This window comes from Nocardioides sp. (assembly GCF_031397825.1).
GTDB lineage: Bacteria > Actinomycetota > Actinomycetes > Propionibacteriales > Nocardioidaceae > Nocardioides.
On record NZ_JANNML010000179.1, the window covers coordinates 23,382 to 34,582 of the forward strand.

Consider the following 11,201-nt stretch of genomic DNA (forward strand, 5'->3'; position numbering starts at 1 on the left):
CTCAGCCCGGCAGGGGTCCGCGCGCCGCTCGAGGGTCGCCCGGCATCGTGCTCACGGGTGCCAACGCCTCGAGGCGGCAGCCCAGGCGGTAGCTGCCGTCCTCCTCCCACGCCCGGGTGCGACCGACCGAGCGCCACGCCTCACGTGACACGTCGCGCACCCGCACGGGCCCCTCTCGCGCCGGGATCTCGTGGCGCGGGTCCCCGGGGTGCACCAGGACCTGGGGCGTGAGGTCGAGCTGCACCTCCTCGACCGTCCACGTGTAGATCAGCGCGGGCATGTCGGGCAGCGCATGCAGGTCGTCCATGAAGAAGAACGGGTCGACGGACAGGTGGATGTCACCCCTCAGCCAGGTGCCGGCGACCGGCGGCTCGAGGTCGTCCAGCACCATCCACTGCGTGTAGGCCAGCAACCCCACGTCGAGCACGAACGCACCTCCACGAGGCTCGGGGAAGCTGCGCACCAGCTCCCCCACCACGTGGTACGACGTGCCCCGTCCGGTGTGGGCGCAGCGCGGCGTGCGCTCGTGGTCGGGCGGGACGACCAGACGAGCGGCACGTCGATAGCCGAGCTCGAGGGCGAACTGCCGGCGCTCGCCGACGGCGACGTCGGTGTAGTTGCCGTCCTGGAGGATCCAGGAGTCGAGCCCGATCCACCACAGCCGCGACGTCAGCTCGGCGCCGGGCACTCCCGAGAGGTCGTCCATGTCGCCATGGTCCCCGGCTCAGCCCTCGAGGTACACCGATTTCAGCTCGGTGTACTGGCCCAGTCCCTCGGCGCCGAACTCGCGGCCGATGCCGGAGGCCTTGAAGCCGCCGAAGGGCGCGGCGAAGTCCATCGTGTAGGTGTTGACGCCGTAGGTGCCGGCCCGGACGCGGCGAGCGACGTCGAGACCAGCCTCCTGGTCGCCGGTCCACACCGTGCCGGCGAGCCCGTAGTCGGAGTCGTTGGCGATGCGCACCGCGTCGTCGACGTCGTCGTAGGCGATGACGGAGAGGACCGGCCCGAAGATCTCCTCCTGCGCGATGCGCATCGAGTTGTCGACGTCGGCGAAGACCGTGGGCCGGACGTACCAGCCCCTGTCGAGACCGTCGGGCATGCCGTTGCCGCCGGTGACGATGCGGGCACCCTCCTCCTGGCCGAGCGCGATGTACTTCTCGACCCGCTCCTGCTGCCGCTGCGCGACCATCGGGCCGATCTCGGTGGCCGGGTCGGCGGGGTCGCCCACCACCATCGCGCCGACCGCCTCGGCGAGCGCGTCGACGACGGTGGCGTAGTTGGCGCGGCTGGCCAGGATCCGGGTCTGGGCGACGCAGGCCTGCCCGGAGTTCATCAGGGCGGTGAACTTCAGCCCCTCGATGGTCTTGGCGAGGTCGGCGTCGTCGAGCACGATCGCGGCCGACTTGCCGCCGAGCTCGAGGCTGACCCGTTTGAGCTGGTCCCCGCAGATCGCGGCGATCTTGCGACCGGCGGCCGTGGAGCCCGTGAAGGCCACCTTGTCGATGCCGGGGTGGCTGACCAGGTGCTCGCCGACCTCGCGACCGGCGGTGACGATGTTGACGACGCCGGCCGGAACGCCGGCCTCCTGCAGCAGCTCGGCCATCAGGTAGGTGTCGAGCGGGGTCTCGGGCGCGGGCTTGACCACGACCGTGCAGCCGGCGAGCAGCGCCGGGATCACCTTGGACATGATCGTGAACTGCGGGACGTTCCACGGCGGGATCGCCGCGACCACACCGACCGGCTCGTGGCGCACCATGACCGGGGTCCCGAGGTTGCCGACGCGCGTCGACTCCCAGGGGTACTCCCGTGCGATCGTCAGGAACGCCTCGATCTGCATCCACGGCGCCGGAGCCTGCGCGAGGTTGGAGAACGAGGTCGGCGAGCCCATCTCGGTCGTGATGAGGTCGGCCATCTCGCCCAGCCGGCCCGCGTAGAGCATCGAGAAGGCCTCGATCACCGCGATCCGCTCGGCCGGTGACATCCGCGGCCACGGCCCCTGGTCGAAGGCACGGCGGGCGGCGGCCACGGCGGCGTCGATGTCGCCGACGCTCCCCTCGGGGACGATCGCCACGACCTCCTCGCTGTGCGGCGAGACGACCTGGAGCAGGTCGCTGCCGACCGGGGCGGCCCAGCCGCCGTCGATGTAGAACGCGTCGCGGTCGAGAGTCACGGGTGTCTCCTCAGGTGGGGCTGGATCAAGGGCAAGGGCAGGGCCAGGGCGAGGGGCAACGATCAGGGGGCCAGGTCGAACCAGTCGGCGAAGCCGCTGGGGTCGTGCCGACCGAGGGCCCCGTGCTCGAAGAGGCCCCATCCCTCTGCGGTGCCGTCAGGGCCTTCACAGGTGGCCCGGCCGACGTGGTCGATCACGCCGAACATCACCCGGCCGGCGACCTCGGGTGCGGTCACGTCGTAGGTGAGGCGCTCGGTGAACGCCGGGCCCTTCCACATGCCGTGCGTCCAGTCGGAGTCGCCGCCGTAGCCACCACCGACGTGGATCGGCACGGCCAGCTTCGACTCGACCTCGAGACGCAGGGTCTCACCGCGAGGGGTGGTGCAGGTGATGGTCGCGCCCGTGGGGACCCGGGTGCCGGAGGCGTAGTGGATGGTGACGTGGGGCCAGCCGAGCTGCTCGACCCGCCCGTCCTTCCACACCCGGGTGCAGTCGTTGAGCCCGCGATAGCCCGACGGGTCCTCCTGGAGGATCAGGATGATCGCGAAGTCCTCGAAGGCCATCGGGACGTAGAGCCACCACATCCCCTCGAACTCCGGGACCGGCGGTGCGCCGGCCGGCACGGCCTCACCGACCGGTCGGATGCCCCACGAGCGGTCGCGGGTGCCGATCCAGGTGTCGGGGGTGACCGCGACGTCGGTCCCGTCGATGCTGAGCGTGCCCTCCCAGGTGCCGACCTGGGCGAAGCGTTGGGCGTCCAGCGTCACGCGCGACTCGGCGCGCATGACGTGCCGCTCCTCCTGGAGCACGGGGAAGAGCCCCTCCCAGGTGAGGTCCATCGCGACCCCCTCGGTCTCCTCGAGCACCAGGCGCAGCTTCTGCAGGGGCTCGACGACCTCGATGCGGTAGGCACCGATGTGCTGGTCGAGACGGTCGTTGCCCTGCGGGTCGAGTGCGTCGGAGAGATGGACCGCGGTCTGCTCGTCCCCCCGCCGCACCAGCACGAAGGCGTCCTTGGTGCCCAGGTTGGGATAGAAGCCGGCGCCGGTGATGACGAAGATGTCGCCGGTGCGGTCGTGGGCGTTGAAGTAGCAGCGGTCGTAGAAGTTGCGGTCGCTGGAGCCGGCCCAGGTGACCGGGAGCGGCAGCTGGTGTATGGGGTACTCGTCGAGCGGTCCGACCATGGCTCAGGCACCCGCCCCGTCGAGGATCGACTCCATCAGCGGCTTGTGGTGCATCAGGGTCTCGATGTCGTCGGGACGCTCGATCTCCCCGAAGTGGATGGACCGGGCCCCGGTGCGCATGAAGACGATGCACCACTGCACGGCGTTGTAGACGTGGTACCAGGTGAGGTCCCCGACCCTGGCGCCGCTGGCCTGCTCGTAGGTCGCGACGATGTCCTCCTCCCGGAGGAAGTGCGGCATCCCGGGCAGCTCGAGCATCCCGGTGATCGACTCGAAGACCCGGTGGGCGAAGACGATCCACGAGAGGTCGAGCTCGCGGGGACCGATGGCCGCCATCTCCCAGTCGAGGACGGCCACGGGGGTGAAGTCGCGGTAGATCACGTTGCCCACGCGCGAGTCGCCCCAGCACAGCACGGTCTCGCCCGTCTCGGCCTCGGCGAGGTGCTCCTCGAGCCAGGCCAGACCCCGCTCGGCGAGCGGCGAGCGACCGATGTCGGGGACCGCGAAGTCGTACCACGCGCGGGTGCGGGCCAGGTTGCGCGCCAGCGGGGTGTCCCCCGCCTGGTGCGGGTCCAGGAAGGCGAACGTCGAGCCGGCGTCGGGGATCGCGTGCAGCGCGGCGATCACCTCGACGGTGCGGTCCTGCAGTCGACGCTGGTCGGCGTGGTCGGCGTCGTGGAGCCAGTTGTCGCCGAAGTTGTAGGGCAGCACGTCCTGCGGGATCACCCCGTCGACCCGGTCCATCAGGAAGAACGGCGTGCCGAGCACCGAGCCGGTCGGCTCCATCCAGCGCACGGCGGGGACGGGCACGTCGGTGAGCTCACCGACGAGCCGCATGGCGTCGTACTGCTCCTGGAGGGCGTAGGACGGGAAGACCGGGAAGTCGGCGGCGGCCGGCGCCACCCGGGCGACAAACTCACCGCGTCGCGGCTCGCCGTCCTCGGTCCAGGTCGCGTCGAGGATCATCGTCTCCGACGACATCCCGTTGGCGTCGATGCCGGAGTGGAGCACGACGTGCGGGTCGGCGCCGGCCGGCAGCAGGGTGGCCAACCAGTCGGCCAGCAGGGCGGGGACCGTGGCGGCGTCCCGGCTCGAGCGTTGGAGCTTCATGTCGGCGGGCGGGGGTGCCTGGGTCACGCGCTGACTCCTGTGACGTAGGTCTCAAGTTGACAGGTGTCAGCATCACTGGAACGTGTTCTAGTTGTCAATGGCGGCCGGGCCGCGCGCGGCCTCGACCGCCTCGGTGAGGCCGCGGGCCGCCAGTCGGTCGGCCAGCTCGTTGTCGGGGTGCCCTGCGTGGCCCTTGACCCAGTGCCACTCGACGTCGTGCTCCTCGCACGCCGCCACGAGCAGCTGCCAGAGGTCTACGTTCTTCACCGGCTGCTTGGCCGAGGTCCTCCAGCCGTTGCGGGACCAGCCCTGGACCCACGTCATGATGCCGTTGCGCACGTAGGTGCTGTCGGTGTGGATCTCGACGACCGAGCGCCGCTTGAGCATGCCCAGCGCCCGGATCGGGGCCGTCAGCTCCATGCGGTTGTTGGTGGTCTCCCCGGCCTCGCCGCCACATATCTCCAGCTCGTGGCTGCCCTGACGCAGGATCGCGCCCCACCCACCCGGGCCGGGGTTGGGGATGCAGGCGCCGTCGGTGTGGATCACGACGGGCGGCCCGCCTGCAGCGGGTGCGGTCTCGGGGACGGTGCTCACTACTCGACGACGACCTCGACCCGCTGGAACTCCTTGAGGTCGGTGTAGCCGGTGGTGGCCATCGAGCGCTTGAGCGCGCCGATGAGGTTCATCGTGCCGTCGGCGACCCGGGAGGGCCCGAACAGGACCTCCTCCAGGCTGCCGACCTGCTCGAACTCGACGCGCTGGCCGCGCGGGAGGTCGGCGTGGTGGGCCTCGGCGCCCCAGTGGAAGCCGCGACCCGGGGCGTCGGTGGCCCGCGCGAGCGGCGAGCCCACCATGACCGCGTCGGCTCCGCAGGCGATCGCCTTGGCGATGTCGCCGGACTTGCCGATGGAGCCGTCGGCGATGACGTGGACGTAGCGACCACCGGACTCGTCGAGGTAGTCACGCCGGGCGGCGGCCACGTCGGCGACCGCGGACGCCATGGGGACCGCGACACCGAGCACGGTGCGGGTGGTGTGGGCCGCTCCCCCACCGAAGCCCACGAGCACGCCCGCCGCGCCGGTGCGCATCAGGTGCAGCGCCGCCTGGTGGGTGGCGCAGCCGCCCACGATGACCGGCACGTCGAGCTCGTAGATGAACTCCTTGAGGTTGAGCGGCTCCGCCTGCGAGGAGACGTGCTCGGCGCTGACCGTGGTGCCCCGGATGACGAACATGTCGACGCCGGCGTCGACGACGACCTTGGCGAACTCCTTGGTGCGCTGCGGGGAGAGCGAGCCGGCGACCGTGACGCCGGCCTCGCGCACCTCGCGCAACCGCTCGGTGATCAGCTCGGCCTTGACCGGCTCGGTGTAGATCTCCTGCATCCGCGCCGTCGCGTCGACGCCGCGCAGCCCGGAGACCTCCTCGAGCAGCGAGAGCGGGTCCTCGTAGCGGGTCCACAGTCCCTCGAGGTTGAGGACCCCGAGGCCTCCGAAGCGGCCCAGGGCGATCGCGGTCTCGGGTGACATGACCGAGTCCATCGGGGCCGCGAGGACCGGCAGCGAGAAGCGGTAGGCGTCGATCTGCCAGTCGATGCTGACCTCTTCGGGGTCACGCGTGCGGCGCGACGGCACGATGGCGATGTCGTCGAAGGAAAAGGCACGGCGGGCGCGCTTGGCGCGTCCGATCTCGATCTCGGTCACCGGCGCAGGCTACTAGAGCCGGCTGCGCGACCCCGCCGGCGCGTCAGTCGCTGCTGTAGCCGTAGCGCCGGACGATGTCGTGCAGGCCGTTGCGCAACCACACGGCGTACGTCGACGCGGGCCGACCGAGCTCGACGGTGAACGCCAGGTAGCACTCGCCCGTGGTGAGCGCGTAGATCGTCTCCGCCAGCCCCTCGTGGGTGTCGACGACCTCCTCGTCGACGCCGAGCAGCAGGGCCGCCATCCGGCGCGACGTGGCCAACCGGCCCTGCTGCAGCCCCTTGACGACGTCCGCGGCCTCCTGGTCGGCGTCGGCGGCGTGCTTGAGGGCCGGGACCAGCGGCGCGAGGCCCGCGAGCGCGGCCGTGGCGAAGCTGACGAGGGCCTCGATGCGCTCCTCGACCGTGCCGAGGTCCTCGAGGCCGAGCGTGCCGACGGCCGCGTCGAGGTCGGGGTTGGGTCCGAAGCCGGCCCGACGGAAGGCCGTCAGGAGCAGGCGGACCTTGCTCCCGAAGCGCTTGAGGACGAGCTCCTCGGACACCTCGGCGCCGGCAGCGATGTCGGCGATGGTGGCGCGCGTCCACCCGAGCTCGACGAAACGACGCGACGCGACGTCGAGGATGCGCTGCTGGCGCTCCTCGGCAGCCTGCTGCCGCTTGGTGTTGTCGTAGGGCCGCCGGACCCGGTGCGAGCTCATCTGGCCTCGTCTCATCTCCCCGAGTAGTTGGGGGCTTCGACGGTCATCTGGACGCCGTGCGGGTGGCTCTCGGTCAACGACGCCGAGGTGATGCGCACGAAGCGGCCCTTCTCCTGGAGCTCGGGGATGGTGCGGGCGCCGACGTAGAACATCGACTGGTTGAGCCCGCCGATGAGCTGGTGAGCCACCGCCCCCAGGGGGCCGCGGTAGGCGACCTGGCCCTCGATGCCCTCAGGCACGATCTTGTCGTCGCTGGAGACCTCGGCCTGGAAGTAGCGGTCCTTGGAGTAGGACTTCTTGCCGCGGCTCGACATCGCGCCCAGCGAACCCATGCCGCGGTAGGACTTGAACTGCTTGCCGTTGACGAAGACCAGCTCGCCCGGGCTCTCGTCGCAGCCGGCCAGGAGCGAGCCGAGCATGACGGTGTCGGCCCCGGCGACCAGGGCCTTGGCGATCTCGCCGGAGTGCTTCATGCCGCCGTCGGCGATGACCGGCACGCCCGCGGGCTTGGCCGCCAGCGACGCCTCGTAGACCGCGGTCACCTGCGGGGCACCGACCCCGGTCACGACCCGGGTGGTGCAGATCGACCCGGGTCCGACCCCGACCTTGACCGCGTCGGCGCCCACGTCGACGAAGGCCTGGGCGCCCTCGCGGGTGGCGACGTTACCGCCGATGACCTGCACGTGGCGGGTGGCGGGGTCCTTCTTGAGCCGCTCGACCATCTCCAGCAGCATCCGGACGTAGCCGTGGGCGGTATCGGCGACGAGGACGTCGACCCCCGCCTCGATCAGGGTGGTGGCGCGATGCCAGGCGTCACCGAAGTAGCCGATGGCGGCACCGACGAGCAGACGCCCGTCGGCGTCGTACGACGCGTTCGGGAACTGCTCGGACTTCACGAAGTCCTTGACCGTGATCAGCCCGGCGAGGCGACCCTGGTCGTCGACCAGCGGGAGCCGCTCGCGCTTGTGCTTGCGCAGCAGCAGGGTGGCCTCGTCGCGCGAGATCCCGACCGGGCCGGTGATCAGCGGCATCGGGGTCATCACCTCGTCGACCTTGGTGGTGGCCCACTCCGCGACCGGGGTGAACCTCAGGTCGCGGTTGGTGATGATGCCGAGCAGCCGGTCGTCGGGGTCGACGACGGGCAGGCCGGAGACGCGGTACTCCCCGCACCGCTGGTCGAGGTCCTCGAGCGTCGCGTCCGGACCGATCGTGACCGGGTTGGAGATGATGCCGGTCTGGGTGCGCTTGACGAGATCGACCTGGTAGGCCTGGTCCTCGATCGAGAGGTTGCGGTGCAGCACCCCGATGCCACCCTCACGGGCCATCGCGATGGCCATGCGCGACTCGGTGACGGTGTCCATGGCGGCGCTGATGAGCGGGACCTTCAAGGACAGCTCACGCGTGAGCCTGGAGGTCGTGTCGATCTCGTCGGGCGCCAGATCGGAGTGTCCTGGCAGCAGGAGGACGTCGTCGTAGGTCAGGCCCAGGGCGGCGAACTTGTCGGGGAGTTCCACCATCGCAGTCTAGTCTTCGCTCCCGCCCCGAGATCCCCGAGGCCGGCCACCAACAGGCTGGGCGGGCAAGAATTCACGACCCCTTCACAAGACGGTGCGGCACGAGGCAGGTCGAGCCGGAAGGGTCAGGGGCGACAGGGCGTCAGCGGCTTGAGGTCGCGCACGCCGATCCGCACCGTCAGCACCTCGCCGGCCATGCGGATGCGGCCGCGCAGCCCCGACGCCATCACCATCGGCATGACGGCCTGGTTGTCCGAGCGCGTCGTGAGCAGCACGGCCTCGGCGCCGAGGGCCGCGGCCAGTCGGGCCGAGTCACTGAGCAGCCGCGTGCCGATCCCGCGTCGCTGCCAGGCAGGGTCGACCTCGAGCTCGACCGCGTGCGTCCCGGGCTCTGCCGGGTCGGCCGGCAGCACGGTCGCGACCCCGACCTTCACCTCGTCGATCGTCACGATGACCGAGTGACCCTGGACGCCGTACTCCGGCGTGCTGCCGCCCGTGCCTAGGCGTCGACTGTCGGAGATGGCCACCGCAGGGTGCGGGTGCGCCTCACGGCCCAGCACGTCGCTCACCAGCTCGGCCATGGCCATCCCGCGAGCGTGCTCGGTGGCCGTGAAGGGCGCGCTGCGCCGGATCTGCACCTGCACCTCGCCGACGGTCATGTCCATGACGTCCTGGGCGGTGCCCGTCACCCCCACGTCGGCGTCGAAGAGTGCCGCGACGACCTCCGGGAACGACGAGGGTCGGTCGAGGATCGCGCGCGCCGCCTGGACGAAACGGGTGGGCTGGTCGGTCAGGGCGGCCTCCGTGCAGACGGCCGCACTCACCGACGCACCTCCGGATCGGCCGACCAGGTCGCTGATGTCGGACTCGCCCCAGGTCCCCGGGGTGCTCAGCACGAGCTCGTCGGTCACCGCCTCGACGCCCGGGAACACCTGCACACCGAGGATGTTGACGCCCGCAGCACCGCACTCGGCCGCCAGGGCCGCCAGGGCGCCAGGTCGTTCGGGCAGGGTCGCACGCACTCTCCACAACATGGCGCCAGCGTCTCCCGATGGCGTTGCCGATCCACGTCGCCCGTGTTTCCTGCGTGCAACAGATGCCTGTCGTGGCTTCGGTCTCCGACAGATCTCGCCTAGATGACACCGACCCGCCACAGAGTCTGTGACGGGTCGGCGGGTGGAGCGGGTGGATCAGTGACCGTGGCCGTGGCCGTGGCCGCCCGCGGGAGAGTTGTCCTCTTCCTCGGGCTTCTCGACGATCAGCGTCTCGGTCGTGAGCAGCATGCCCGCGATCGAGCTGGCGTTGACGAGGGCCGAGCGGGTGACCTTGACCGGGTCGAGCACGCCCTGGGCGACCAGGTCGCCGTAGGAGTCGGTCGCGGCGTTGTAGCCGTTGCCGACACCGAGCTCACGGACCTTGGTGGTCACGACGTAGCCGTTGACGCCGCCGTTCTCGGCGATCCAGCGCAGCGGCTCGTCGGCGGCCTTGCGCACGATGCGCACGCCGACGGCCTCGTCACCGGTCAGGCCGAGGTCGCCCTCGAGGACCTTCACCGCGTGGATGAGGGCGGAGCCGCCACCGGCGACGATGCCCTCCTCGATCGCGGCGCGCGTCGCGGAGACGGCGTCCTCGATGCGGTGCTTCTTCTCCTTGAGCTCGACCTCGGTGTGAGCGCCGACCTTGATCACGCACACGCCACCGGCGAGCTTGGCGAGACGCTCCTGGAGCTTCTCGCGGTCCCAGTCGGAGTCCGGGTTCTCGATCTCGGCCTTGATCTGGTTGACCCGGCCCTCGACCTCGGCGGAGTCGCCTCCGCCGTCGATGATGGTCGTGTCGTCCGTGGTGATCACGACACGGCGGGCGGTGCCCAGCACGTGGAGACCCACCTGGTCGAGCTTGAGGCCGACCTCGGGAGCGATGACCTGGCCACCGGTGAGGGTGGCGATGTCCTGCATCATCGCCTTGCGGCGGTCACCGAAGGCGGGAGCCTTGACGGCGACCGCGTTGAAGGTGCCGCGGATCTTGTTGACGACCAGGGTCGACAGCGCCTCGCCGTCGACGTCCTCGGCCAGGATGAACAGCGACTTGCCGGCCCCGATGACCTTCTCGAGCAGCGGGAGCAGGTCGGCGACCGCGGAGATCTTGCCCTGGTGCAGCAGGACGTAGGGGTCCTCGAGGACCGCTTCCATCCGCTCGGGGTCGCTCACGAAGTACGCCGAGATGTAGCCCTTGTCGAACTGCATGCCCTCGGTGAACTCCAGCTCGGTGCCCATGGTGTTGGACTCCTCGACGGTGATCACGCCGTCCTTGCCGACCTTGTCGAAGGCCTCGGCGAGCAGCTCGCCGATGTGCGAGTCGCGGCTGGAGATCGTGGCGACGGACGCCATGTCCTCCTTCGAGTCCACGTCGCGCGCGGCCTCGAGCAGCGCGTCGCTGACGGCCTGGGCTGCGGAGTCCATGCCGCGCTTGAGCGCCATCGGGTTCGCGCCGGCGGCCACGGCGCGCAGGCCCTCGTGGACCATCGCCTGCGCGAGCACGGTCGCGGTCGTCGTACCGTCACCGGCGACGTCGTTGGTCTTGGTGGCGACCTCCTTGGTCAGCTGGGCGCCGAGGTTCTCGAACGGGTCGTCCAGCTCGATCTCACGGGCGACGGTGACACCGTCGTTCGTGATGGTCGGCGCGCCCCACTTCTTGTCGAGGACGACGTAGCGGCCCTTGGGGCCGAGCGTCACCTTGACGGTGTTGGCGAGGGCGTCGACGCCGCGCTCGAGCGCGCGACGGGCGTTCTCGTCGAACTCCAGGATCTTGGGCATGGTGCTCCTCTAG

At 70.5% G+C, this 11,201-nt stretch carries 10 protein-coding genes; all 10 read right to left on the bottom strand.

The window, feature by feature from the left end:
- Window position 1 precedes the first annotated feature (1 nt).
- Window positions 2-706 carry a hypothetical protein gene (locus tag RMN98_RS15395; RefSeq protein WP_309649699.1) on the bottom strand — a complete coding sequence of 235 codons (705 nt, stop codon included), beginning with the start codon at window positions 704-706 and terminating at the stop codon, window positions 2-4.
- Window positions 707-724: 18 nt separating this feature from the next.
- The gene (locus RMN98_RS15400; RefSeq protein WP_309649700.1) at window positions 725-2,170 is read right to left on the bottom strand and encodes an aldehyde dehydrogenase; all 1,446 of its coding nucleotides are present in this window, start codon (window positions 2,168-2,170) and stop codon (window positions 725-727) included.
- A 62-nt stretch (window positions 2,171-2,232) separates the two neighbouring features.
- Window positions 2,233-3,354, bottom strand: coding sequence for a hypothetical protein (locus tag RMN98_RS15405; RefSeq protein WP_309649701.1), 1,122 nt, complete (start codon window positions 3,352-3,354; stop codon window positions 2,233-2,235).
- Between the two features lie 3 nt (window positions 3,355-3,357).
- Window positions 3,358-4,491 carry a phosphotransferase family protein gene (locus RMN98_RS15410; RefSeq protein ID WP_309649702.1) on the bottom strand — a complete coding sequence of 378 codons (1,134 nt, stop codon included), beginning with the start codon at window positions 4,489-4,491 and terminating at the stop codon, window positions 3,358-3,360.
- 60 nt (window positions 4,492-4,551) lie between these two features.
- Window positions 4,552-5,058: a ribonuclease HI gene (gene rnhA, locus RMN98_RS15415; protein ID WP_309649703.1), complete on the bottom strand. Its 507-nt coding sequence runs from the start codon at window positions 5,056-5,058 to the stop codon at window positions 4,552-4,554.
- Window positions 5,058-6,164: a GuaB3 family IMP dehydrogenase-related protein gene (locus RMN98_RS15420; RefSeq protein ID WP_309649704.1), complete on the bottom strand. Its 1,107-nt coding sequence runs from the start codon at window positions 6,162-6,164 to the stop codon at window positions 5,058-5,060. The genes rnhA and RMN98_RS15420 overlap by 1 nt, the downstream gene beginning before the upstream one ends.
- Window positions 6,165-6,207: 43 nt before the next feature.
- Window positions 6,208-6,861: a TetR family transcriptional regulator gene (locus RMN98_RS15425; RefSeq protein ID WP_309649705.1), complete on the bottom strand. Its 654-nt coding sequence runs from the start codon at window positions 6,859-6,861 to the stop codon at window positions 6,208-6,210.
- 11 nt (window positions 6,862-6,872) lie between these two features.
- Window positions 6,873-8,375: an IMP dehydrogenase gene (guaB, locus tag RMN98_RS15430; protein WP_309649706.1), complete on the bottom strand. Its 1,503-nt coding sequence runs from the start codon at window positions 8,373-8,375 to the stop codon at window positions 6,873-6,875.
- Window positions 8,376-8,500: 125 nt separating this feature from the next.
- On the bottom strand, window positions 8,501-9,409 hold the full coding sequence (locus RMN98_RS15435) for a GNAT family N-acetyltransferase (protein ID WP_309649707.1): 909 nt from the start codon (window positions 9,407-9,409) through the stop codon (window positions 8,501-8,503).
- A 156-nt stretch (window positions 9,410-9,565) separates the two neighbouring features.
- Window positions 9,566-11,188, bottom strand: coding sequence for a chaperonin GroEL (gene groL, locus RMN98_RS15440; protein ID WP_309649708.1), 1,623 nt, complete (start codon window positions 11,186-11,188; stop codon window positions 9,566-9,568).
- Between the last annotated feature and the right edge of the window lie 13 nt (window positions 11,189-11,201).

Coding starts and splice junctions, on each gene's coding strand:
- RMN98_RS15435 (WP_309649707.1), bottom strand. CDS start 9,409: ATGTTGTGGAGAGTGCGTGCGACCCTGCCCGAACGACCTGGCGCCCTG.
- RMN98_RS15425 (WP_309649705.1), bottom strand. CDS start 6,861: ATGAGCTCGCACCGGGTCCGGCGGCCCTACGACAACACCAAGCGGCAG.
- groL (WP_309649708.1), bottom strand. CDS start 11,188: ATGCCCAAGATCCTGGAGTTCGACGAGAACGCCCGTCGCGCGCTCGAG.
- RMN98_RS15395 (WP_309649699.1), bottom strand. CDS start 706: ATGGACGACCTCTCGGGAGTGCCCGGCGCCGAGCTGACGTCGCGGCTG.
- RMN98_RS15405 (WP_309649701.1), bottom strand. CDS start 3,354: ATGGTCGGACCGCTCGACGAGTACCCCATACACCAGCTGCCGCTCCCG.